Source organism: uncultured Streptococcus sp., assembly GCF_901875575.1.
In the GTDB taxonomy this organism is placed as follows: domain Bacteria; phylum Bacillota; class Bacilli; order Lactobacillales; family Streptococcaceae; genus Streptococcus.
Map to the genome: position 1 here is coordinate 54,360 of NZ_CABFMF010000055.1, position 25,413 is coordinate 79,772.

Annotated in this window: 22 protein-coding genes and 2 pseudogenes; 7 read left to right on the forward strand and 17 right to left on the reverse strand. The window is 38.8% G+C overall.

The window, feature by feature from the left end; all coding sequences use genetic code 11:
• Positions 1 to 153 precede the first annotated feature (153 nt).
• Positions 154 to 2,376, reverse strand: a complete 2,223-nt coding sequence (recJ, locus tag QZ114_RS08400; RefSeq protein ID WP_295502026.1) for a single-stranded-DNA-specific exonuclease RecJ — start codon at positions 2,374 to 2,376, stop codon at positions 154 to 156.
• A 176-nt stretch (positions 2,377 to 2,552) separates the two neighbouring features.
• Here recJ and QZ114_RS08405 point away from each other — a divergent pair, with 176 nt between their 5' ends.
• From QZ114_RS08405 to QZ114_RS08420, 4 genes are read left to right on the forward strand one after another with little or no spacing between them, the layout of a single operon-like run.
• On the forward strand, positions 2,553 to 3,311 hold the full coding sequence (locus QZ114_RS08405) for an amino acid ABC transporter ATP-binding protein (protein WP_295502038.1): 759 nt from the start codon (positions 2,553 to 2,555) through the stop codon (positions 3,309 to 3,311).
• A gap of 10 nt (positions 3,312 to 3,321) precedes the next feature.
• Positions 3,322 to 4,116, forward strand: coding sequence for a transporter substrate-binding domain-containing protein (locus tag QZ114_RS08410; protein ID WP_295502044.1), 795 nt, complete (start codon positions 3,322 to 3,324; stop codon positions 4,114 to 4,116).
• Positions 4,117 to 4,128: 12 nt separating this feature from the next.
• Complete coding sequence (locus QZ114_RS08415; RefSeq protein WP_000131122.1) at positions 4,129 to 4,806, forward strand: amino acid ABC transporter permease; 678 nt, start codon at positions 4,129 to 4,131, stop codon at positions 4,804 to 4,806.
• 9 nt (positions 4,807 to 4,815) lie between these two features.
• Positions 4,816 to 5,475 (forward strand): amino acid ABC transporter permease, encoded by a 660-nt coding sequence (locus QZ114_RS08420; RefSeq protein ID WP_000443844.1) that lies wholly within the window; start codon positions 4,816 to 4,818, stop codon positions 5,473 to 5,475.
• Positions 5,476 to 5,583: 108 nt separating this feature from the next.
• Here QZ114_RS08420 and QZ114_RS08425 read toward each other — a convergent pair.
• The 9 genes and pseudogenes from QZ114_RS08425 to QZ114_RS08465 all read right to left on the reverse strand — a co-directional run bounded on the left by QZ114_RS08425 (position 5,584) and on the right by QZ114_RS08465 (position 15,487).
• A pseudogene (locus QZ114_RS08425) lies at positions 5,584 to 5,895 on the reverse strand (hypothetical protein).
• A gap of 231 nt (positions 5,896 to 6,126) precedes the next feature.
• Positions 6,127 to 6,921: a hypothetical protein gene (locus QZ114_RS08430; protein WP_295502082.1), complete on the reverse strand. Its 795-nt coding sequence runs from the start codon at positions 6,919 to 6,921 to the stop codon at positions 6,127 to 6,129.
• Positions 6,922 to 7,344: 423 nt separating this feature from the next.
• Entirely contained in the window at positions 7,345 to 7,806 is a 462-nt protein-coding gene (locus QZ114_RS08435) for a GNAT family N-acetyltransferase (RefSeq protein ID WP_295502186.1), read from the reverse strand.
• Between the two features lie 38 nt (positions 7,807 to 7,844).
• Positions 7,845 to 8,630 (reverse strand): ABC transporter permease, encoded by a 786-nt coding sequence (locus tag QZ114_RS08440; RefSeq protein ID WP_295502088.1) that lies wholly within the window; start codon positions 8,628 to 8,630, stop codon positions 7,845 to 7,847.
• A gap of 1 nt (position 8,631) precedes the next feature.
• On the reverse strand, positions 8,632 to 9,450 hold the full coding sequence (locus QZ114_RS08445; protein WP_295502094.1) for an ABC-2 family transporter protein: 819 nt from the start codon (positions 9,448 to 9,450) through the stop codon (positions 8,632 to 8,634).
• Between the two features lies 1 nt (position 9,451).
• Entirely contained in the window at positions 9,452 to 10,444 is a 993-nt protein-coding gene (locus QZ114_RS08450) for an ATP-binding cassette domain-containing protein (protein WP_295502100.1), read from the reverse strand.
• A gap of 484 nt (positions 10,445 to 10,928) precedes the next feature.
• Positions 10,929 to 11,861, reverse strand: coding sequence for an alpha/beta fold hydrolase (locus tag QZ114_RS08455; protein WP_295502106.1), 933 nt, complete (start codon positions 11,859 to 11,861; stop codon positions 10,929 to 10,931).
• 351 nt (positions 11,862 to 12,212) lie between these two features.
• Positions 12,213 to 14,438, reverse strand: coding sequence for a S8 family peptidase (locus QZ114_RS08460; protein WP_295502114.1), 2,226 nt, complete (start codon positions 14,436 to 14,438; stop codon positions 12,213 to 12,215).
• A 5-nt stretch (positions 14,439 to 14,443) separates the two neighbouring features.
• The gene (locus QZ114_RS08465; RefSeq protein WP_049487141.1) at positions 14,444 to 15,487 is read right to left on the reverse strand and encodes an ATP-binding protein; all 1,044 of its coding nucleotides are present in this window, start codon (positions 15,485 to 15,487) and stop codon (positions 14,444 to 14,446) included.
• 223 nt (positions 15,488 to 15,710) lie between these two features.
• Here QZ114_RS08465 and QZ114_RS08470 point away from each other — a divergent pair, with 223 nt between their 5' ends.
• The 3 genes and pseudogenes from QZ114_RS08470 to QZ114_RS09860 all read left to right on the forward strand — a co-directional run bounded on the left by QZ114_RS08470 (position 15,711) and on the right by QZ114_RS09860 (position 16,698).
• Positions 15,711 to 16,145: a transposase gene (locus tag QZ114_RS08470; protein ID WP_295502135.1), complete on the forward strand. Its 435-nt coding sequence runs from the start codon at positions 15,711 to 15,713 to the stop codon at positions 16,143 to 16,145.
• Between the two features lie 6 nt (positions 16,146 to 16,151).
• On the forward strand, positions 16,152 to 16,292 hold the full coding sequence (locus tag QZ114_RS08475) for a hypothetical protein (RefSeq protein WP_265528491.1): 141 nt from the start codon (positions 16,152 to 16,154) through the stop codon (positions 16,290 to 16,292).
• A pseudogene (locus tag QZ114_RS09860) lies at positions 16,255 to 16,698 on the forward strand (transposase). The gene QZ114_RS08475 and the pseudogene QZ114_RS09860 overlap by 38 nt, the downstream one beginning before the upstream one ends.
• 127 nt (positions 16,699 to 16,825) lie before the next feature.
• On the opposite strand, the gene QZ114_RS08480 reads toward QZ114_RS09860, so the two are convergent.
• The 7 genes from QZ114_RS08480 to QZ114_RS08510 form a co-directional block, all read right to left on the reverse strand.
• Positions 16,826 to 17,707 carry a class II fructose-bisphosphate aldolase gene (locus QZ114_RS08480; RefSeq protein WP_001018999.1) on the reverse strand — a complete coding sequence of 294 codons (882 nt, stop codon included), beginning with the start codon at positions 17,705 to 17,707 and terminating at the stop codon, positions 16,826 to 16,828.
• Between the two features lie 140 nt (positions 17,708 to 17,847).
• Positions 17,848 to 19,176, reverse strand: coding sequence for a sensor histidine kinase VncS (vncS, locus tag QZ114_RS08485; protein ID WP_295502139.1), 1,329 nt, complete (start codon positions 19,174 to 19,176; stop codon positions 17,848 to 17,850).
• Entirely contained in the window at positions 19,173 to 19,829 is a 657-nt protein-coding gene (gene vncR / locus QZ114_RS08490; protein WP_295502146.1) for a response regulator transcription factor VncR, read from the reverse strand. The genes vncS and vncR overlap by 4 nt, the downstream gene beginning before the upstream one ends.
• A 139-nt stretch (positions 19,830 to 19,968) precedes the next feature.
• A complete protein-coding gene (vex3, locus tag QZ114_RS08495) occupies positions 19,969 to 21,348 on the reverse strand; it encodes an ABC transporter permease subunit Vex3 (protein WP_295502152.1) in 1,380 nt (459 codons plus the stop codon).
• Between the two features lie 334 nt (positions 21,349 to 21,682).
• On the reverse strand, positions 21,683 to 22,315 hold the full coding sequence (vex2, locus tag QZ114_RS08500) for an ABC transporter ATP-binding subunit Vex2 (RefSeq protein ID WP_295502157.1): 633 nt from the start codon (positions 22,313 to 22,315) through the stop codon (positions 21,683 to 21,685).
• 126 nt (positions 22,316 to 22,441) lie between these two features.
• Positions 22,442 to 23,719 (reverse strand): ABC transporter permease, encoded by a 1,278-nt coding sequence (locus tag QZ114_RS08505; protein WP_295502174.1) that lies wholly within the window; start codon positions 23,717 to 23,719, stop codon positions 22,442 to 22,444.
• 166 nt (positions 23,720 to 23,885) lie between these two features.
• Positions 23,886 to 25,413 (reverse strand): LPXTG cell wall anchor domain-containing protein (locus QZ114_RS08510; RefSeq protein WP_295502178.1); only part of this gene is annotated, 1,528 nt, incomplete at its 5' end.

Genomic DNA, 25,413 nt, shown 5'->3' on the forward strand with positions numbered 1-25,413 from the left:
TATCTTGATAATAGGGCAGTTTTGCCCTTTTTTCTAAAAGTTCTAAAACTCTCAGCCGAATCTTGTCTCTCCATTATACCATTTTTTTACTCATTTTCAAAATCTAGAATTATTTTCAAAAAAGAGCTGGTTGCCCAACTCTCTTTACAGTTTCTAGTCTTTCTTCATCAAAAAGTCATAAATTTCTTGCACGGTGCCTAAGGCCATTATTTCTTGATCTTTGACAGTTTGTTTGAGATTTTGGTAAATCTGACTTTCTGATATCTCCCGTTTAGGTGCTTCTTTATTGATCGTCATGACTCCATCTTTGATAACAACAAATCCCAATTCTTCAAACACCTGAATCATTTTAACTAGTAGAATTTGTTGGATATTGAGATAGCCTGCCAAATCTTTAAGCTTATAGCGAATATCAAACTCTGGGAACTGATAGATAGTTTTATAGAGTTTAGCAAATTGCTCTCTTGTTCCATAGCCTGTCAGATAATAAGCCTTGTCGATGTCATTTTTGAAATAAACAGCCGAGAAATTTTTCTCTTGAAAAATGTTCTTTAGTAAAGTAATATCTTCTGGTATATTTTTCACAACCACTGCCGAACTTGGGATCACATCTGTAAATTCTCCAGAGAAATCAAGAACAGGTACTCCTTCAGGTAAAACCGCATTTTTCCCACGAATATTAAAGAGTTGAACCCCTTCCACACGCGCATCTACCATCATCAATTGTAGAGCTGTTTGACCATTCCACTGGTTGACAGACAGTTTAACTGCTAGTTCTAGGTTCTTAGTTTGGGCAAATTCAGTCATCCACCTTCCCTGTCCAAAAGCTACCACTTCAAAACTAGCCTCACCCTTAGAAATTTTCAATTTTAGGTGGGCGTTACCTGCTCCCATGGTACGAGCGCTCTCAACATGAAAATCTCTGATATAAAAGATGGGTTTTTGATTGTCCATCCCAAAAGGTGCCAAGCGTTCAAAATTTTTGAGCATTTCTAAGTTGAGCGTTTCTAAGTCTAGTTCTTCATCTAGATTTAAAGTCTTCTTTCCACTAAGGTCTATACCTGTTTCTAGGATATAGTTTTCTAAAACCTGAGACAAAGCTTCCAAATTCTCCACTTCCAAGGTCATCCCTGCTGCACCCGCATGGCCTCCAAAAGCGATAAAGAGATCTCTATGAGGATCCAAGGCTTCAAAAATATCAACCGCTTCCACACTACGAGCACTTCCCTTGGCACGACCATCTTCGATATTGAGAACAATGACTGTCTGCCCCAACTCTTCCAACAAGCGACCTGCAACAATTCCTAAAACTCCAGGATTCCAATCTTCCTTGGCCAAAACCTGTACCTTCTTCTCAGGATTTACCATGGTCTTTGCTTCCTCATAAATAGACTGAACAATTTCCTTACGTTCTTCATTTTTCTGATGAATCATGAGGGCAATCTCGTGAGCTTCCTCATCATCAAATCCTGTCAGTAAGTCAATAGCGGGATTGGGATCATCTAGACGACCCAAGGCATTTAAACGAGGAGCTATTTGAAAACCAACCGTCTCATCCGTCACTTCATTAGCAGCAATCCCAGCCATGTCCAGCATTTCTTGCAGACCAATGCGCTGAGTATGCCCCAACATTTCCAGACCATATTGCACCAAGATACGATTTTCATCCGTCAGACTAACCATATCTGCAATAGTACCGATCGCAACCAAGTCAAGCAATTCAACTTGAACTTCTTCTAGAAGAGCACAGGCCAGCTTAAAAGCAACCCCACAGCCTGCCAAATGTTTAAAAGGATAATTGGCATCAGGATGCTCTGGATGGATAATGGCATAGGCATCCGGCAAAATTTCAGGCATGGAATGGTGGTCGGTCACAATCACATCCACTCCCATAGACTGAGCCAGCTCAATAGCTTCATGACCTGCAACCCCATTGTCCACCGTCACAATCAAGGAAATCCCTTCTTGCTCGATAAAGTATTTATATACACTGGCATTAGGGCCATAGCCATCAGTGAAACGATTAGGCAGATAAACCCGGCACTCGGCACCAAGCTGTTCCAAACTTTCCTTAACAATCGAAGCCGAAGTCATACCATCCGCATCATAGTCACCATAAATGAGAATATTTTCCCCTTCTTCAATGGCCTGACGAATACGAGCCACTGCCTTATCCATATCATGGAGCAGATAAGGGTCGTGCAAGTCCTCCAAGGAAGGTTCTAAAAACTTCTTCAGACTTTCTTGGTCCTGAATTCCTCTTTCAAACAATAACCGAGCCACCTCAGAACCCAGTCCAGCCTTCTTGGCTATCTTTGTAAAATCCGCATCTTCAACCTGCGGGGCAAACTGCCATTCATAAGTAGGTGTTATCAAAAAGACATCCACTCTTTCTAAGAATTCTATTGCTTCATTATAACATGATTTAGGCTTTTTCTCTATCCTGATTGCTTTCTACAAAAATTTTACTAACTTTTTTCTGATATGATTTGACAAGACAAATCTTTTGGTGTAGAATCATGTTATAAAATCTAACACAAAGGAGATTCCTTATGGCTTTAGTAGAATTTGAACACGTCGAAAAATATTACGGAGACTACCATGCACTCCGCGACATCAATCTCCGTTTTGAAAAAGGACAAGTTGTTGTCCTTCTCGGACCATCTGGTTCTGGGAAATCCACTCTTATCCGTACGATTAATGGTTTGGAGGCTGTTGACAAGGGAAGTCTTCTAGTAAATGGCCACCAAGTTGCTGGTGCTAGCCAGAAAGATTTGGTTCCTCTTCGTAAGGAAGTCGGCATGGTTTTCCAACATTTTAACCTCTACCCGCACAAAACAGTGTTAGAAAACGTAACACTTGCACCCATAAAAGTTCTAGGAATTGATAAAAAAGAAGCTGAAAAAACAGCTCAAAAATATCTGGAATTTGTAAATATGTGGGACAAGAAAGATTCTTATCCAGCTATGCTTTCTGGTGGACAAAAACAACGGATTGCCATCGCACGTGGCCTCGCTATGCATCCTGAACTCCTCCTCTTTGATGAGCCAACATCTGCTCTTGACCCTGAAACCATCGGCGATGTTCTAGCGGTTATGCAAAAATTAGCCCGTGATGGTATGAATATGATTGTCGTTACTCATGAAATGGGCTTTGCCCGTGAAGTTGCTGACCGCATCATCTTTATGGCTGACGGAGAAGTTTTGGTGGACACAACAGATGTCGATGCCTTTTTCGACAATCCAAGTGAACCTCGCGCTCAACAATTCCTCAGCAAGATTATCAACCACGAAAGTGACAAAGTAAAATAAGGAGGTCTCTATGAAAAAGCAATTCTTTTTATCAGCATTAGTGATTAGCCTTTTCGGCCTTGCTACTGTAAAACCAGTCCAAGCTGACACCAGTGTCGCAGATATTCAAAAAAGAGGCGAGCTAGTTGTTGGTGTCAAGCAAGATGTACCAAACTTTGGCTACAAGGACCCTAAGACAGGAATCTACTCAGGTATCGAAACCGATCTAGCCAAAATGGTAGCAGATGAACTCAAAGTAAAAGTTCGTTATGTGCCTGTTACCGCTCAAACTCGTGGCCCTCTTTTGGACAATGAACAAGTCGACATGGATATCGCTACCTTTACCATTACAGAGGAACGTAAGAAACTTTACAACTTTACCAGTCCCTACTATACAGACGCTTCAGGATTTTTGGTCAATAAATCTGCCAAAATCAAAAACATCGAAGACTTAAATGGTAAGACAATCGGAGTTGCCCAAGGTTCTATTACCCAACGCTTGATTACCGAATTGGGTAAAAAGAAAGGGTTAACATTCAAGTTTGTAGAACTCGGTTCCTATCCAGAATTGATTACTTCTCTACACGCCCACCGAATCGATGCTTTTTCGGTTGACCGCTCTATCCTATCTGGCTATATTAGCAAGCGGACAGAACTACTTGATGATAGCTTCAAACCATCGGACTACGGTATCGTTACTAAGAAATCAAATACTGAACTTAACGACTACTTAGATACATTGGTTACAAAATGGAGCAAGGATGGCAGTTTGAAGAAACTCTATGAACAATACAAACTCAAACCATCTAGCCACACTGCAGAGTAAGGAGGATACCTCATGACAGATTTATCATCTTGGACTGCTTATTTTCAAGATTTTGGACAATTTTTTAATGGTTTTCTCTTTACCCTTGCCTTAGCTATTGGATCCTTTATCTTAGCTATGCTCTTAGGTATCTTTTTTGGAGCCATGTCAACAAGCAAAAGAACTAGCTTACGAATCCTAGCTAGAATCTTTGTTGAATTTTACCAAAATACTCCACTCTTAGTGCAGTTTGTAATCGTTTTTTATGGTTTACCTCTTATCACCAATTATGTCATTATGCTTCCTATTTATTGGACTGCAGTTCTCTGTGTAGGACTCTATCATGGAGCTTATATCGCCGAAGTTATTCGTTCAGGGATTCAAGCCATTCCTAGAGGTCAGATGGAAGCAGCCTTGTCGCAAGGATTTACCTATATCAGCGCTATGCGCTTGATTATCTTGCCTCAGGCCTTTCGTATCATTCTTCCACCATTGACAAATCAAATCGTAAACCTTATAAAGAATACCTCTACAGTAGCTATCATCTCTGGAGTGGACTTGATGTTTGTGACCAAGTCTTGGTCAGCCCTAAACGGAAACTACATTCCTGCCTTTTTAGGAGCTGCCCTCTTCTACTTCTCTCTTTGCTTCCCGGTTGCCCAATTTGGTCGCAAGATGGAACAAGCCAATAAAAAAGCCTATTCACTTTAGGAGGTTACTATGGAATCAATTTTAGAAGTTTTAACCCCAGATAATATCATTTTCATATTTAAAGGATTCGGCTTAACCCTCTATATTTCCTTAATCGCAATCATCCTCTCAACCCTCATTGGAACTGTGCTTGCAGTCATGCGAAATGGAAAAAATCCTTTCCTGCGTATCATTGCAAGTATCTATATAGAGTTTGTGCGTAATGTTCCAAATCTCCTCTGGATCTTTACCATCTTTTTAGTATTTAAGATGAAATCAACACCAGCAGGGATTACTGCCTTTACCATCTTTACTTCAGCAGCCTTGGCTGAGATCATCCGAGGAGGTCTCAATGCTGTAGACAAGGGACAGTACGAAGCAGGGATGTCACAAGGTTTTACTTCACTACAAATCCTTTACCACATTATCTTGCCTCAGGCGATCCGTAAGATGTTGCCAGCTATCATTTCTCAGTTTGTAACAGTTATAAAAGATACCAGCCTTCTCTATTCAGTTATCGCCCTCCAAGAACTCTTTGGAGCTAGCCAAATCCTCATGGGGCGCTATTTTGAACCAGAACAAGTCTTCAGTCTCTACATCCTAATAGCCCTCATCTACTTCATCTTTAACTTAGCCATCTCTAATCTTTCACGTATGCTAGCTAGACGATGGCAACAAGCTGCAGAATAAACCTTTAAATACAATATACGAAAATAATAAAAGCAAACAAACCAAACCTAAGTTCAGGAAATTGATTTTGTTTGCTTTTTACATTGAAAATAAATCGTTTATGAAAACTTAATCTTTTTTATCGTGATTTGGAAAAAGATAACCTATCCCCACACAGGCCAAAACTCCTGCTCCAATAACCAAACCACTTGAAATTGGTAGTAAATCAAAAATGGCATTTGCAATGATGAAGGCAATAATCAGGCACATGAGGCTAGCCTTGTAATCTTTTTTCATGACATTCTCAATGGTAAAAAAGATAAATCATCCAACTGGAATCAATGACCAAACACTAGCATCTAAACTAGGCCATCCAACATATCCAAAATACAAAACAAGTACTGATGCTACTATAAATCCAAGACCAAATACTTTTTTCATTTGTTTATCTCCAATTTCTTTTTTAGGAACTTGAGTTATTTGATAGTGATACCTCACGTCCCTTACAAAAATCATTATAGCAGAGGTCAGTTTCAAGAACAATCCCTTTTGTCTATCTGGTAACTATCCTTATCTATGTGATCATTGTTACTGATAAAAAAAGAAGTCCAAAGGACTTCTAGGTTTTACCGATTAAAAACTATTTTTGACTGAATATAATCTGAAACTAGATTATTCACTCGTATTTTTCTTTTCCTTGGTTTCTAGTTTCGTTTTAATCGTTTCTCGTTCAGCTTTTAGATTTGCTAGCTTCTGTTCTTCAGCCTCTAGTTGACTAGTGTCTGGTTTTACGCGATAATAAACATCTTCTGGATGCATCAACATAGCATTATACCCTTGACCACCTAGAAGCCTTTCTTCAGAATGATTAGATTTATCTGTAAACTTCCCATCATCACTAGGTTGCAAAACAACCCCACTAGGTACAGCAAGTACAACAAAACCACCCACAAGAGAATCTTTGTCCCCAGCACCAATGATAACAGTTTCTGGATTTTCATTAAATTTTCTTGCTCCAGACAATTGGACAATATACTCTTGTTTCTCTCCATTTGATAACCAAGTTGACCTTACTTCACCAGAACTATTAATAATGTATTGATTTCCAGATGGAGTAAGCCAAGTTCCTTCTAAACTTGATAAATCATTATTTCTAAGTGATTCAAAATCCAATTTGGGGACGGCAGTTTCTTTTTTTAGTTTACCAACAAGTGCTTCTGACTCTGAGATTTTATTATCTAAAGACACCAGTTGGTCCTTGAGTTTTTGAATTTCTTCCCCTTTAGCTTTGGTATCTTTATCGCTTTTCACCTGACTACTGCTATCTTTAACAGAAGCCGTTGTTGATACTTGCTTTGAATCTTTCTTTCCGCTTAACCAAAAGACTAAGACAGATCCTACTATCAAGACGACTAAAACTGAAAGTATAACTCCTACCAACATTTGAATTTTTCGAACTCTTTTCATTATTTTCTCCTTTTTTACCTACTAATTTATATTGGATTTCTAAACTAATTCATCATATCATAGTGATTACCATCCATGATTAGCTATTAGTCATGTGAATAAATTATACCATAAATTTATTCACTTATATCTAATATTTTTCATAAGACAACTATTGATAAGTTCAAAAAAGCTTAATAGAATGAGTTTCTTCTATTTGCCGATTGCAGGGTTTGAACCTGTGACCTAGGCTTTACGAGTATCTTGCTCTACCAACTGATACTCAATGAAAATCAAAAAGCAAACTAGGAAACTAGCCGCAGGCTGTACTTGAGTACGGCAAGGCGACGTTGACGCGGTTTGAATTTGATTTTCGAAGAGTATGAGCTAAATCGGCGATTACCCTTTTAGTATAGCACTATAAGAAAGGATATCAAGGGATTCTTAATCTATCTTTTTAATCAAAATCTGACAAGGATTTTGAGGCCCCCAAAGTTGTGGAAAAATCTCTAATTTTTTAAAGCCAAGACTGCGATAAAAGACATTTGTTCGATCATAATCTTTATTAGAGCCTTCTGCTACTGTTTTCACTTGTAAATAATCAACGTTTTTGCGTGCTTCACTTTCTAAAGCAGCAAGCAATTGACTCCCAATCCCTCTACCTTGATGAGCTTTTTTTACACCGAGACAATCAATCTCTGCACAATCTTCACTGGAATAGGACAAGCTCACAAAGCCAAGTAAATTACTCTCCTGAAAGGCGGTCCACACTTGCAAGTCCTTGGCTCCTTCGATGTAAGCTTGCGTGCTTTCTGGTATTCCAAACCATTCTGGCAAATCCTTTAAAATCTCAGCGACAACTGCCTTTTTTTGATTTTCATCCTTGACTTCTTCAATTACAAACATCATAAGTTCCTTTCTTGATTTTAGTCTTACTTTAGCTTTTACGAACCTGCACTTTCGTAGGCATCTAAGCCCCTATCCCAGAGTTTAAGGGAAATGACAAAGAAGACAAGAGAAATTACAATCAACCCACCAACATTAAAGAGTCCATTCTTTTCCTGCAAGAAATAGCTGGCAGGATAGTAGGCCGTAAAGGCAAAAGGCACGATAAAGCTAATCAACCAGCGAAGAAGAGAATTGTAAATCGAAATCGGATACTTGGCAAAGTCATTGAACATATAGAAGATGTAAATCATGGCTCCTGACTGCTTGCTCCAAAAAGCGATGCTGGCTGTCGCGATTTTCAATGAAGTATAAATCAAGGTCGCAAAAGGAATACAAACTAGGAAAAGCAGGAATTTTGGAAGAGTCCAAGCAATGCTGGTCACTGTTGTTCCCAGTAAGATGCTACCAACCAAAAGTTCGCCCAAGGCATCAATCTGAAAAGTCTCAACCAGGATGTGGAAGAGAGGATTGATGGGACGAGTCAGATACTTGTCAAACTCCCCTTTTCGGACTAGGCGTTGCCCTAGTGCCCAGAGATTGTCAAAAAAGAGATGGTCCAAGCCCTTGGGAATCAAGGAAAAACCATAGATAAAGGCGATTTCTTGAAAAGTCCAACCTTCTAGGGATGGGATGTGTTGAAAGATGACATTGAGAAACAAGAGATTCAAGCCTTGAGTCAAGAAAACTCCCAAAACACCAACCACAAAATCCACCTTGTATTCCATGATTTGCTTGATATATTGTCTGATAAAAATCAGATGCATACGCTGATATTTTTTCATACTAACCTCCCTGAATGGTAATGAATGACTGGACTCGTTTCCAAATCAACTGAGACAAGCCCACCATCACTAAGAGCCAGAAGAACTGCAAAGCGAGCGCCTGAAGAATCTGACTAGCATCGTATTTCCCAACGATAATCATGACCGGAGTATAAATCAAGGATGAAAAAGGCAGGAAGGACAGAATATCTGCAACAACCTTTGGAAAGAAAGCCAAGGGAATCAAACTGCCAGACATAAAAGCCACTATGGAAGTCTTGAGTAGATTGGAACCCCATAGATTTTTAAACACAAAGGCAGAAAATCCAAAGCAGATATTAAAGAAAAAGTTAATCAGATAGGCGATCGTTAAGCTAAAGAGATAAAGGACAGTTAATCCCAGCACTTCTACAATCCCTTGCCCAGATATGATTTTCATCAACACAATGACACTTAAAAATGGAAGTCCGACACTGATAAAAATCAACCACTTGGAACCAAGCTCAGTGAAGAGATAAGAAGCCGCAAAATGCACTGGTCTCAACAAACGCATGATAATGGAACCATCCTTGACCTCCTCCCCAATCATAAAGGAGCTATCCGACCTAGTCAGAAGATTGGTCACAAAACTCATGATGATGTAGAGGGTGATATCTGCCATACTGAAGCCCTGAATCAAGGACTCCTGCGAGGAATCAAAGACAGCCTTCCAGAGATAAAAGGCCACAAAAGCTCCCATGACATCGCCAATCCGATAGAGAATAAAGTTGACTCGATAGGTAATCAACTCCTGAACACCTGCATTGATAAAGGGTTTATAACGTCTCCACAATTTGACCATCTTAGAGCTCCTTTCGGTAGAAGCGGCGGATAATATCTTCAATATCCGTATCCATCATCTTCAAATCGCGGATTTCAAAATCAGACAGGGTTTGCTTGATAATGTCAGCTGACTGGTAGCGGGAACTATCGAATTCAATGTTGAGGCTATTCCCTTGTCTATCAACGGTCATATCAGGCAATCCTTCATAGTGAGAGACGAGATGACTTTGACCTGGTAGCAGTTCAAAGGAGAGAGTCTTCATCTTACCAAAGGTCTCCTTGAGTTGGCTCACCGTTCCATCAAAAATCTCCTGCCCCTTGTCTATCATAAAAATCCGATCACAAAGTTGCTCAATATCACTCAAATCGTGAGTGGTCAAGAGAATGGTGGTTTCTTCCTCTTGATTGATCTGTGTAATGGCTCGACGAATGTTATCCTTGACCGAAACGTCCAAACCGATTGTTGGTTCATCTAAAAAGAGAACCTTGGGATTGTGGAGCAAGGACGCCGCAATATCCGCCCGCATCCGTTGACCTAGTGAAAGAGTTCGCACGGGATCCTTGATAAAGTCCTTCAAATCCAAGACTTCATTCAAAAAGTCCATACGCTTATGGAAGAGCGAGTCTGGCACATCATAAATCTCTTTTAAAACCGTGTAGGTCTCTTGCAGAGCCAAATCCCACCATAGCTGGGTGCGTTGTCCAAAGACTACACCAATATCTTTGACATAATCTTGGCGATTGTCCTGCGGGATCTTACCATTAATCCGACAAAAACCAGATGTCGGTTTCAGAATCCCTGTCAGCATTTTGATGGTTGTCGATTTACCAGCACCATTTGCCCCAATGAAACCTAAAATTTGCCCCTTGGGAACCTCAAAGGTCAAATCCTTGACCGCTTCAAAGGTCTGCTTTTCAGGATGAATAAAGGAGCGTATTGCCCCCTTTAAACCCGGTTCCTTAACAGTCTTCACAAAATTTTTCTGAAGATGTTCCACTTCTATCATTGCCATATCTATCTCCCTATCGCAAGGAATAGCAACATTGTATTTTTGACTACAAATATTCTAAATCCTTACTTTCTATACCTTCTACATTTTATTACTACACAAGACTTTATACCAACCTATTATAGTCCAATAAAAACTAGAATGCAAGCGTTTGCCTAAAGTTTATGAAATTAAAATTTCTTCTCTTAAAGTGGTATTTTTATACTCAATGAAAATCAAAGAGCAAACTAGGAAGCTAGATGCAGGTAGCTCAAAGCACAGCTTTGAGGTTGCAGATAAAGCTGACGAGGTTTGAAGAGATTTTCGAAGAGTATTAAGATTGGTTCTTCTACAACATGTTCACTATATATTCACACACAAAAAAACCTACCCAAGGGGCAGGCTGGTAGTTAAGAAAAAGAATTTTTTTAATCGAAAAACTCACGATTCTACTGTTCATCCTTCAGCATTTAATTATTGGCATCAGTCTAAAATAATTTCTACCCCCTCATTTACTCTTTAAAAAATCTTCAATGCGAGAAACAACCTCATGATTTTGATAATGATAAAGGTCGTGTGGTGTATCCATATAGATGACTTTTACATTAGACTGTTCACTAGCAAATTTCTCTGCAAAATGCTGCCATTCTGATTGACCAAAACTAGTTCCTTGACCGTTAGACACCAGTAGTAAGGTGGGAATTTTCGGATTAATGTTTGAGGGAACTTTCTTGGCATTTTCCTTTACCATTTGAGATTCATGAAGCATGGCTTGTGACATCAACTGCTTATAAGCTAGAAGTTTATATTGTTTTCGTTCGCTTTCGATCAGAGTTGGATTTTTTATATAAAAGGACTCAGGGAAGTAGCGTAATAAGCCAATCTTGCTGCTCCAAAATACCACCGTGAGTAAGGCCTGATTGTCCTTTAAATTCTCATAACTAGCTGGTAGTGCCCAGTCTAACCCAACCAAGGTTTTCACTTCATCAGGATATTTTTCCTGCCAAGCTAAACTCTCAAGACTAGCCATGGAATGAGACAAAATGATAAAAGGACCTTTGACATTTGCTTGTGAAAGAGCTTGACGCGTCTCAGACAAAACCTCCATCACATCCCTTGAATGATTGCTATCATCACTATAACCATAGCCCGCTCGCTCCACGATAACTACCTTATACCGTTTCGATAAGGATTCCGACACTTCTTTAAGGTCCAATATAGGAGAAGCAATACCAGCACCTGAGAGAACTACTATAGTCTCAGGACCATCCCCTTCAACGTAAACATTTATTTGATGTCCATTGACGAGAACTTGTTGTCCCATAGGTGTCAGTGAGGCTTGTTCCTTTTCTAAACTGATACGGTGAAAGATGAATGTAGCCGCTAGAAACAAAAGAATGAAACTAAGAAAGGCAAGAAACCATTTTTTCAGTATTTTCATAGCATTATTGTACAAAAAATAAGTCCTTTAAGCAACTTAAGATTGGTTCTTCTACAGTATATTCGCTATATATTTAGACACCAAAAAACCCACCCAATAGATAGTATGACACTCAGCAGTTTAATAGTAATCTGAGTTCACATATTTTATAAACACTAAAAGACAACTAAAATAGCTGTCTTTTTTAATTATTTAGTCTATTTCATTTAATACTCTTCGAAAATCAAATTCAAACCGCGTTAGCTTCGCCTTGCCGTGCTCAAGTACAGCCCGCGGCTAGCTTCCTAGTTTGCTCTTTGATTTTTATTGAGTATAAAATTTGCTAATATTCTCTGGCATTCCTACCCCAAGCTACTCTTCGAATTGAACTTCTTCTTCAGCAATGTTGTATACTTGAATCATATCTTCAATATTAATCCTTTGCACTAACCAACCACGCATTGAGCATTGATTTATAAAGTCACTAATTCTGTTTACGCCATTAATCTCTTTAAGAGTAACAACTATTCCAAAATTTAAATTCTCACCATCTTTAGCATTTAACCTTTCTTTTGTCTTGAGACTAACACCCCATAATCCGTTATCGTAAGCCTTCTTTGCTCGTCCTCGTGGTTTAATATATTCCACAATTGTTTTTATATTATCCCATTTACGATATTGCTCTCGTGCATCTTCTTCATACAAGGCTATATTATCACTTTGTTTATTATCATTTACTGTTTTGATTCCTTTACCATTTGGAAGTATTCTTCCAAAGTAAATATCTAATTCCGTATTAGTGTAGTCGACTCCCTGATTTCTGGTACATTTTGGAAAATAACAGAGTGTAGCTTTAGCGACAAACGGATGTTGTCCATTCACTACGGGAACTGGTAATTGGTGATTATAGGTGTCGTACTGTAGCGATTCTCCTGACAAAATAAATTTTATTTCATCGTCCTTTGAATTTATAACTTCATTGATATCCTGAGGGACAACACCATAACCTATAATATTTGAAGGTGATGTATTTGTGTTCCAGGATATAGACGAATCAATAACTAATGCTTTAGCAACCTCTCTGCTAAGTCCTGCTTTATAAATTAAGTAGGCAATTTTTCTACTAATCCAAGGTGCCGCAAAGGAAGTTCCTGTAACAAAACCTTCTCCTAGAGGGAGGCAAACTCTTACCTTATCCTCTCCATCTCCACCATAATAACTCACATCCGGCTTATTAAAAAAAGATAAAACTTTACCTACTCTCGAGTAAGAAGCGGGCTCATTATTCTTATTAACCGCATTAACAACAAGTGAATTTATAGAATCAGCTGGAGCTCCAATTAACATAGGACAAGGCGAAGTCGACAATTTATTTGTTCCTGCAACAATAAATATAACATCGTATTCATATTGAATTTTATCTAATATGGCTGCTTCAGGGGAAATAAAATTTTTATGTATTTCAAGAGCAGAGCCAAGGGATAGATTCCAGACTTTAATTTCCCTATTCTCAGCAACTATTTCTTTAATTTGCTTCATAATAGTAAAGGAACTAAATTGTCCGCTTGTAGCTACACCAAAATGCTTAACTCTGAAACGTCCGCAATTATCATTAAGGTTAGGATTAATAGAAACTCCATCAACAATAATAGATGAAATAGCAGTACCATGTTCATAGTCTCTAGGATTACGTTCAATTTGACTGTCGACTCTATCCTCATAATCAACCCATTTGGAAAAATATACTCGTTCATCAAATAAAGTGTCAATAACTCCAACGATAGGTTCATTGGAAGGTTCTGGAATAGAAAGCTTTTGACTAGAATCTACTTCGTCAAAGTCCAATATATCCAACTGGGAAAGATCTACGGTCGCCATAGATATTAGATAAGGAGCTTTTCTCTTTATTAAAGTAATCTCATCTGGTGTTAATAGAATAGTCGAATTATCAATTACTCTACTGATTGAAATATCTAGTCCTAGTCTACTTAGTAGCTCATAAGTTTGCAGTTCTGTTTGAAAAACACTAACAATTGATGCTTGTTCTGTATCTATATCTGTCTCTAATTTAATAAATTTTTCAATAGAGCTAACGTCCACAATTACTTGGAGAAATGTTGTTTTCGACAATTTAGAACTTTGGTAGGGGATAAGTTTGTCATTAATAGAATCAACTATCTCTGTTGTAATCTTACCATCAAAATCATCATTTAGAATTTCTATTGCCAAATCTATTTTTTTTAACGTTTCAATAATAGTATGTTCATCAACATAATATGTAATCGCATGTCGTGTTTTATGTTCTTCAAAATATCGTACTCCAACAATTAAATCATTTGGAGTAATGCGACTATTCTTCTTTAGTATTTCTTTTGCTCGCCGACTTTTAGGAACTATATCCTTATAAACAATCGTTATAAGAGCATCTTCAAAATATGTAACTGTTTGCCAATATTCTCTCAGTGAATCTAACTGCTGTCTTAATGTTAACAACTCCGAACTTGTAACGATCTTATCGGACAACAATCTAGGCGCACCTGGTCTGGTATTATTTGGTCGCTGTTCAAAACGACCTTTTAATTGTAAAAGTTCGTTCATTTATATCAATTCTCCTTTAACTCTCTGGCTGTTTGACTCTTAGACACTCCTGTCAAAATTTCAATTTCTCTTACAGTAAAGCCTAGTTCTTTTAATTCTTTCAGAGTCACATTCTCAATGGGCTTATAGAAATGCGAAAATAAGCGTCGCAGATAATCAAATTTATCTGTCAAGCTACTGAATGCTAATGCACTCTTCAATATATTTTTAAGTTCTCCTGGATAAGGTATTGGAGAGTTGAGTGTAACGATTTTCTTAAAAAGTCTTGCATTTCTACCCGAATGTTTTGAATCGCTCAGTATGGAAGACATCATGGATTCAGCAATCTCTAATAAATCTTGTTGACTATATCGATTAAAGTCAATAACCGCATCAAAACGACGGACTAAGGCTTTATCAAAAGCATTAAATAAGTTAGTGGTCGCGATTAAAACAACGCCATCTTGCAATGAATCCATACCCTTTAATATTGAAGTGGTTGCGCGCCCCATCTCTCTTAAATCATTACTATCTAGCCTGTTCAATGCAATCGCGTCAATTTCGTCAAATAAAATAAGTGTCCGCTCAGGATACGTAAAACTATTTATCTCTTTAAATAAATTAGCTATGTTTTTTGCAGTTTGACCTAATTTGCTATCAATAATAGTTTCAAAATCAACAATATACAACTCTCTTTGTAGTAGTCGAGCAACCTGCTTTACCGTTTCTGTCTTTCCTGTTCCCGGCATCCCTTCAAATAGAAATTTATTTACACCTATATTACGACGTACAGCATTTACTATACCGATAACATCTGAAGATATTGCTTCTGGAAGTGGCAATGGAGTAAAATTCGCCAACTGAACTTTTCTAAGTGACTCAAATTTATCTTCACTGACCTGTGGAATAAATGTATTATTTTCAGATAACATAGCTATAATATATTCTGCAAGCTGATAATCCCCTGCTTTATCAAAAGCCTTAGCTATATCATATGCTTCTGCTCGAAATCCAGAAGTATTCCCCTCGACAAAATATCTAATAAGGTTTAGCACTTGTTTTTTTTTCATCTGTCTATCCTCCTAAATACATCATAACAAAATCTTGGGACAAAGTCAATTTTTTTGGGACACGAAAATGCTTTTTTGTGTGATGATTAACAAATTAACTACTATTTTGTTTTCCTCTAAGCTTCTTTAACTCTTCTCAACTATCAAATCAAGAAAGGATAAACAAAATTAACGACAGTCTGACACTCAGCACTCTAAAATAATCTGAGTTCACAGATATCTTATGAGTAAATTAAAAGACGGTTCATATTGGCTCCCTCTCTTTAATATATTTTCAGAGTCTGATCTCGTCTTGGTACTTGCCAATCCTCAACATATCAAGAATGTGCCTGGTCGAAAAACAGACATGAAAGATGCCGAATGGATTGCTCAACTCGGTCATTGCGAACTGATTGAGCCATCTTACATTCCTAGCTCTGAAGTGATGCAGTTACGTTTACTGACACGTCGCATGCGTTCTTACAAGCAACGTCAAACTCAAGTTAAAAATGAAATTCACAATCTCTTACAACAGGCCAATATTAAGCTAACCAGTTATCTTTCTTATATTTTTTCTAAAACGGGGCAAGCACTTTTAAAATTATTCATTGACGGAGAAACCATTAATGTAGAATCTGTTATCCCTTGTATCCAGAAGCGAGTGAAGGCAAGTTCATAAGAACTCGTGGAAGCGATGGAAGGAAAGTTGTCACTAGAAGACCGCTTTCTCTTAGACCAGAGCTTAGAGGAATGTCAGATGTATCAGGAACTCATTGAAAAACTGACCGATGAGATTCAACACTACATCGAAAAGGAGTTCCCCTGAGGAAAATAGGATACTTCAAACCATTCCCGGTGTGAATGAAAACTGTGCTTCCACTATTCTAGCTGAAATTGGACCAACTGTTACAGCTTTTCCATCCGATGCACACTTAGCATCATGAGCTGGGCTCTGTCCAGGGTCTTATGAAAGTGCTGGCATTAAAAAATCCTCACACATCACTCAAGGAAATAGATATATCAAACAGGCTTTGACCCTGTCGGGATTAATTGCAGCAGATTCTAAGGATCCAGCTTTTTCTTCTTTTTACAATCGAATTTCCCAAAGAGGAAGCAAGATGAAAGCCGTCATTGCTTGTGCTCATAAGATTCTCAGAATCATTTACAAACTACTCTCCACCAAGCAGACTTATCAAAAAGAAAAGGCGCTAGGACTGAGGAAACAGTTCTAACGCCAAAACTAAAAAAATTTCAATTACAGTATAGCACAGGAAGTGATTTTTTGCGCTTTTTTACTATTTTTTTCAAATAAAACCCACCCAATGGGCAGGTTCTATCTGTATTATTCAGCTAGCTAGATTAAGCTTTACCTTCTGAACCGAATACGTCGATACGTTCTTCAACTGATGCTTGGATAGCTTTTACACCGTCAGCCAAGAATTTACGTGGGTCGAAGAGTTTTTTCTTGTCGTATTCTGCTTCGTTTGCTTCGTAGTCACGAGCAAATTTACGAGTTGCGTTAGCGAATGCGATTTGGCATTCAGTGTTAACGTTAACTTTCGCAACACCAAGTTTGATAGCTGCTTGGATTTGCTCATCAGGAATACCTGATCCACCGTGCAATACGATTGGGAATCCTGGAAGAGCTTCTGTCAATTTTTGCAAGTGGTCAAGGTCAAGACCTTCCCAGTTTGCTGGGTAAGGACCGTGGATGTTACCGATACCAGCTGCCAAGAAGTCGATACCAGTTGCAACCATTGCTTTAGCGTCTTCGATTGGAGCCAATTCACCTTTACCGATGATTCCGTCTTCTTCACCACCGATAGTACCAACTTCAGCTTCTACTGAGATACCTTTAGCATGTGCTTTTTCAACAACTTCTTTAGCCAATTTAAGGTTTTCTTCAACTGGAAGATGTGAACCATCAAACATGATTGAAGTGTAACCAACTTCGATACACTCAAGTGCATCTTCGTAGTGACCGTGGTCAAGGTGGATAGCTACTGGTACAGTGATACCCATTGATTCAACAAGGTTAGCGATCAAGTTGCGAGCAACTTTGTAACCACCCATGTATTTAGCAGCACCCATTGAAGTTTGGATCAAAACTGGAGCTTTTTTAGCTTCTGCTGCGCGCAAGATAGCTTGAGTCCACTCAAGGTTGTTTGTGTTAAATCCACCAACTGCATAACCGTTGTCACGAGCTGCTTGGACAAATTTTTCTGCTGAAACGATTGCCATTTTATCAGGCCTCCTGTATATTTTTATGGGTCATCCCATTTACATTGTTCATTTTATCACTTTTTGACAAAAAAATCTAGTTTTTCCCGCAGTTTCGATTGAATTTCTTCTATCTTCATCTATGTAAACCCTTTCTCTCCCTAGCCCTGAGTAACTTTTGGAAAAGCTATAAAGAAGGTCAAATGATTTTCCTCCATCTCGAAACGATAAGGTAAATTTTCATGTTCTAATAAACTTTTGACCACAAAGAGTCCCATCCCAGATCCCTTGGTCTTACGACTAGCATTATCAGAAAAAGATTGAGCTAGTTTTTCTTGTTCTTCTGGACTACAGCTATTCTCGATAAAGAGTTCCCCTTCTCTTTCTCCAATTAGAACTAAACCACCTAGAACAGAGTGCTTAATAGCATTGCTGATGAGGTTAGACAGAATTAATTTCATGACAGATGGGTTTAGATAAGCCTGCTGGTAGGTCAAGCTATTGTCAATCTGGAGTTCTCTTTCCTTAGCTAGTAAAGCATAATCCTTAACCAGACTTTGCGTCATTTGGAATAGGTCAATGTTCTCCTTCTCCTCTCGCAATTCCTGCACAGAAGAGAGAGAAAGTATTTGAAGAACATGATGACTGAGATCATCCACAATCCCTAAGACAACTCCCAGATAGTGATCTCGATCCTTATAACGACCGACATTTTCTTTCATATTTTCAATCAAGATTTTCAAACTAGCCAGAGGTGTTTTCAATTCATGAGAAGCACCTCGTAGGAATTCGACCTTCATCTTTTCAAGCTGGAGAATCGCTTCATTCTTGTCATGCAAGTCCGCAATGACAGTTAAAAGGTGCTGGTAAAGGCTATTGATTTGTTCCTTGAGATCACCAATCTCATCCTTAGAATCCACACGCAATCTCACTTGGGCATCCAGTTCCATCATCCGACGAGTTACTCGCTTAATTTCCAAAATCGGTGCAACAATGGTCCGAGCATAGATGTAGGCCACCAAAAGGGAAATCAGAAAGGAGGCCAGCAAGGTATAGGGTAGAAACTGAAGACTAATCTGCTCTGCTTCCTTTTGTAAATCTACAGAAGCTAAAAACTGAAGAGTCATAGTTCCGCTATCAGACGTTTTCACTTCCCGCTCCTCTATAAAGAGGGAGGTTGTCTGGCGATTGGTGTCTAGGGGAAGATTTTCGCTGACCTCAAGCTTATTCTCTGTTTCTTCTCCCTTGACTGCACCTTTGATATCACTCGTCTGAGAGTAGAGCTCTAAAACTTGTTCAATCCTTTCTCTATCCTTTCCATCAAGTGATTGTGCAATTGCTGTCGCTTTTTGACCAATGGTTTCCTGACGGTGACTCAGATAAGTAGAGGGAAAGAGAAAATAAATAGCTAAATGAAGGCAAATAACCAAAACACTAAAAACCGAGAAAGTATAGAGAAATATTTTTGTAAATAGACCTGTCCGCTTCATTTTCTCTCCAATTTATAACCTACATTACGTACTGTAAGGATACAGTCTAAGTCCAACTTTTTCCGTAATTCTTTGATATAGACATCAATGACGCGATCAAAAGGAACCTCATCAGTTACCTTCCAAACAGCATCGATTATCTGAGAGCGGGTCAAGGCCCGCCCTTCATTTTTCACCAAATAATCAAGAATTTCTAACTCTTTTGCATTGATAGCTACTTCCGCACCTGCTAGGGTTGCACTATAACTGTCAAAGTCCACTTCAGCATCCTTGTAAGTAAAGACTCTACCGCTATTATAATAACGCTTGAAAATCGCGTCTACCCTCACTTTTAAGAGGGATAGGGAGAAAGGTTTTTCCAGATAGCCATCTGCCAGAGAGGCAAAGGCACTCATCTTGTATTCTTCATCCTGAAAGGCTGTTAACATCAAGACAGGAACCTGACTAGTTTTACGAATCTCAGCTAGAACTTCTAAGCCATTAAGCTTAGGCATCTGAATATCCAGTAAAACCAAGGCTACTTCATAACTGGAAAATTTTTCTAAAGCTTCTTGCCCGTCTGCTGCTTCAATGGTTTCATAACCACAATCTGTCAAATAATCACTGACCCCCTCACGGATCATCTCTTCATCTTCTACAATTAATATTTTCATAGAAAATTCTTTCTCATTCCTTTAAAATTCTTTAAAATATTCCTCGATGACCCTTAAAATAGGGATTCTCGAGAGATTAAACACATAAAAATGCTACCTATATTATACCCCATTTAGGGGAGAATAGGTAGCACCTTCTTTATTCACTATCGATTAAGAGTTCTTTAGGCTGTTTTCTAAGAAGATTGCTTGAGGCAAGCGCCATGACAAGCACCACTAGAACCAAGGCTAGAATAAATACAATCATAAAGTCTGCTGGTTGAATGGAAATATCTAGGCTCGATAACGTTTTGTTAAATCCATCTACCTCAGCACCACCACCTAGGTTTGAAGCTTGAGCAGCTTTGCTAGCTTGCTTGGCAACACCTGAAGTCACATTGGCAAGAAACGTATTTCCGATCGCACGTGCTGTGTAGTTGGCTAAGAAATAAGCCGAAACAAGAGCTGGGATAGCAATCAAGATAGATTCGGTGATAAATTGACCCAAAATACTAGTTTGTTTGAGACCAATAGATAGGAGAATTCCCACTTCCTTACGGCGAGCGTTGATCCAAAGACCGAGCAATAGGCCAAGAAGGAGCACAGAGAAGCTCAAGCTGCCCCAGAAGAGAATGTTGGCCATCTTGTACATACCAGAAATGGATTGCTCAAGGGCTGGGTAGTTAGAAGAACTCTTAACGAGTGTATAGCTCTTCCAGTTGATACCACTGATACCATTCAACTCTTTCATGACATCATCCAAGTTTTTATCTGCTGTCACAAAGAAGGTTGCGTCCCCATAAATAGCCGTTTCTTCTGTATAACCATAGAGTTTGGCAGCCGTTTGAATATCTGTGATAGCTGTGTTTTCATAGAGTTCTTGTGAGTAAGTCACTGCAGACTTATTGTGACCGTCAAAGAGACCCTTGATGGTTACTTGGACTGTTTCCTTGGCCCCTTTTTCATTATCTGCATCGTAGATATTAGAATCCAGTTTGACCTTATCTCCGACCTTCCAGCCATGTTTTGCTGCTAAATCCTTGTGCAGGAGAATCTTGTCCTTATCATCGTTGGTCAAGTGTTCACCTTCGACTAATGTATAAGAACCCGATACAAACTTGTCTTCTTTAGTCGAATCGTTAACACCTGTAATCATCAAGCTACTTCCAAATCGTTTCGCTCGGTCAGGTGTTAGATTTTTCTTGGTTTCTGGTGTTTCAATGAGTTCATAGCTAGTTAAATCCCCAATAGCGTTGATGCGTTTCACATAAGACTCAATCGCCTTGTTTTCGGTGATTTTTTTGATGTCTTCACCCTTGATATTCCCAGCACCACGTGGCGTTCCTTGATTGACGCGACGATTGATTTGCATGGAGAAGCTATTGGTGATATTTTTAAAGGTCTCCTGAGAAGCTCTGGTAGTTGCACCCTTGATGGATAGACCAACCAAACTCAAGCTCGCCATTAGGAGAATAATGAGAAAAATGACAATAGATTTAAAATATTTCCTTGTAACATAGGCAAATGCATTGTGTAACATAGGTTCCCTTTCTAGATCTTGTTCTATTTCAATGTCTTATAACTTATATAAATTATTTTTTTACTATTTCCCTTAGATTGTGCGGACGGGAGCAACTTCCTGTAGGAATTTCATCCCTAATTTTTGAGCCCTTCGCTCTTTAATTTCTATGCTCAGGCTAAAATAGTTCCCCAAACTATTTTACTCTCAAAAATTCCGGCCTAGATAATAACTTTGTTATTATCTAGGCTATCACTACTGCGGGAAATAGTTGTTAAAGGCTCACTTCGTTTATTATTACTTTACACGTATCTGGTTACCAACTAATACTATTTTAAAGTTTAATAACTAGATTCTATATTTCAGTCAGTTTCTTATCCTTCAACTCAAGTGTAATATCTGACGCTTGTGCCACTTCTTTGCTGTGGGTTACAACGATGACACATTTACCTGTTTTCTGGGCAAGTGATTTGAGCAGTTCGATAATATCTCCAGCAGTTTTAGGATCTAGATTTCCTGTTGGCTCATCCGCTAAGATAACTGGAGCTTCTGAGACCAAACTGCGAGCAATAGCAACACGTTGTTGTTGTCCACCTGATAACTGAAGAACATTTCGCTTGATCTGACTTTCGTCAAGACCAAGTTCAAGAAGAGTCTCCTTGCTAGCCTTTTTGTTGACCAAGCGGATATTTTCCAGTGGAGAAAGATAATCTATCAAGTTATAATTTTGAAAGACCAGGGAAATATGGTGCATACGATGGTAGGAATATCCCTTGTCACGAATGTCCTGCCCTTCAAAGAGGATGGAACCTTCGACAGGACTATCTAGACCTGCTAGGAGAGACAAGAGTGTAGATTTACCTGCTCCTGACTCACCAATAATACTGTAAAATTTTCCAGGTTCAAAATGATAATTGATCTGATATAGGACTGCTTCAGCAGTGTTCTTATAACGGTAGGTAACATCTTGTAATTGTAATAAAGTCATGATTTCTCCTTCTTATACTCAATGAAAATCAAAGATCAAACTAGGAAGCTAGCTGCAGGTTGCTCAAAGCACAGCTTTGAGGTTGCAGATACAGCTAACGCGGTTTGAAGAGATTTTCGAAGAGTATTAACTAATAGATGATAAAATTTCTTTCGGTGATTTTCTAAATAAGAATAGGAAACAAAGGGCCACAGATAAGCAACTAATTACTAGCAAAAATGCATAGGATTCTGCAAAGGATAAGAGCCTGGTTGATAAACTGCTTGTTTTAGATAGCGTATCTTGTAAGGCTATCTCATCTCCACTTGCTAGTAGAGTTTGAAGTAGGTAAGATGTGATTGCGTTTCCTACAACAAATGCTGGGAGCAAAGCACCGAGAGATACCATAACTACCTCTAAACAGAACTGTAGTAAAATGGCTCCCTTGCCTTTTCCAAGGGCTAAGAGAATCCCAACTTCGTAGACTCTTTCTCTCAACCAGAGAGATAAGACCAGAATCAAAGCTCCTGTTCCAGCAATCATAATTCCATAAAGGAAAATGGTTAGAAAAGTTTGGAAGGTAGCAACGGAGTCTTTAATTTGTTCAAAAGCCTTATTTTCCTTCTCGACTTGGTAGCCTTGATTTTCCAGAGATAGGTTTTCAACCTGCTTCAAGAGTCCGTCCATTTCCTTAGGATTTTCTACATAGAAGCGGGCTGCACTGACCTGATGTTGATTATTTCCCAAAAGAGTTTGACTGCTTGCATAGTCGATAAAGACCGCGTTTTCACTGAAGTCAGAAGAGAGTCCTGTGAATTTCTCTTGTTTTTTACCAGAGAAGACTCCCACGATTTCAAACTCGACTGTTTGACCACTTGTTCCTTCTGCTTGACCTGCATTTAAGGAAATCTTATCATGGAGGGACAAACCATTTTTCTTAGCCAAGTCTTCGTGAATGAGGATTTTCTTTGAATCCCCTTTTTTCAGATGTCGCCCTTCTTTTAAGTTGAAAGCCGAACTGGTAAAGGTCACATCCTTGGATGAATCCTCCAGAGCTGTCAAGCTAACCAAGTTCTTGTCTGCAGCTGACAAATCATCACGCTCCACGCTTTGCTCCCCACTCACCACTTCCTTGTCTTTTAGTTTTGCGACCGTCTCGAGTTCAGGAGAGACATTTTCAAGTCCCTTAATCTTGCTGACAGATGCTAGGTCTGACAACTTGAAGGTCTGTCCATTTTCTATCTTCTTAATAGAAAAAGATGTATTGAGTGATTTATAAAGATTGGTTTCCACCGTTTTGTTGGACTTCATCAATGTCAAACAGGCTGAAATTCCAGCCAATAGGACAAATAAAATCAGAAATAAAATAAAACTTCTCAGTCGTTTTCTACTGACATACGCCCCAGCTCTTTGGATTGGATTCATCAGTCACCTCCGTATTTATAAGACTATTATAAAATACAAATATGAAATGTTTATGAAATACAAAAAAGAACTAGAATTCTCACAAATGAGTGATTTTTCTAGTTCTTTTTAATTTACAAAGACTTTATGTAGGGCAAGCTACTAAAGATCAGATGAGATCATCTATTTAAGCTTCCTCTTCATCGTCTTTTTTCTTTTTGGCAAATAGCAAACCAAATGCACCAAGAAGAGATAGAACTCCTAATGCACCTGTAGCACGGTCTTCTTGTGTACCAGTATTTGGCAATACTGCTTGCGATTGAGTAGCTGGTACCTCAGCAGAGATAACAGTATCCGGTCTACGATTTGTATCGTCAGATGGTGTAGCTGGACTCACTTTCCTGAAGACATGAATTACAACATCATCTTTAGTTTCTGTTCTTACAAATACATAACCTTCAATTTTACCATGTTCAAATGCTTCGTTCGCTTCACCTACTACTGATGGAGCTTTAGCATCCGCTGGTTTCAAGTCGTGTCCTTCCTCATCAACCCATTTAGTGATGATAAGTTTAGTTTGATGCTTAACTGGAGGTTCAATAAGATTTCCATTTTCATCAACCCCTGTTGTTCCTATTGGAGCTGTATATTCAGGAAGTTCGAATACTGGAGGATCAAGAGTTATTAATTTTTCTCCTGGTATCTCATGACTTATATTAGTATTTGGATCAGTTATTGTAACTTTTCCAGTTTTATCTACTGTTACTTTTTTACCTGGATTAGCTTTTTCAACTGATTCTTTTACTTTATCCTGTTCTTCTTGTGTTAAGTTATCAGGATCTTTTACTGGAATCTTATCAGCTGGTATTACTGGTTCGAAGTCTTGGTTCACTAAGTCTGTTCCTGGAATTGTATGACTGATTCCTGTTGTTGGATCTGTCACTGTTGCTGTACCGTCGTCTCCTACTGTTACTTCCTTACCTGGGTTCTTATCTTTGACTTTATCTGCCACTTGTTTCTTCTCTTCTGGAGTTAAGTGGGCTTTGTCTTTGACTGGAACTTTTTCATCTGGTTTCACTGGTTCGAAGTCTTGGTTCACTAAGTCTGTTCCTGGAATTGTATGACTGATTCCTGTTGTTGGGTCTGTCACTGTTGCTGTGCCGTCGTCTCCTACCGTTACGTTCTTACCTGGGTTCTTATCTTTGACTTTATCTGCCACTTGTTTTTTCTCTTCTGGAGTTAAGTGGGATTTGTCTTTGACTGGAACTTTATCGGTTGGTTTCACTGGTTCGAAGTCTTGGTTCACTAAGTCTGTTCCTGGAATTGTATGACTGATTCCTGTTGTTGGATCTGTCACTGTCGCTGTTCCGTCGTCTCCTACAGTTACTTCCTTGCCTGGGTTCTTGTCTTTGACTTTATCTGCCACTTGTTTCTTCTCTTCTGGAGTTAAGTGGGCTTTGTCTTTAACTGGAACTTTTTCAGTTGGTTTCACTGGTTCGAAGTCTTGGGTCACTAGGTCTGTTCCTGGAATTGTATGACTGATTCCTGTTGTTGGATCTGTCACTGTTGCTGTACCGTCGTCTCCCACTGTTACTTCCTTACCTGGGTTCTTGTCTTTGACTTTATCTGCCACTTGTTTCTTCTCTTCTGGAGTTAAGTGGGCTTTGTCTTTAACTGGAACTTTTTCAGTTGGTTTCACTGGTTCGAAGTCTTGG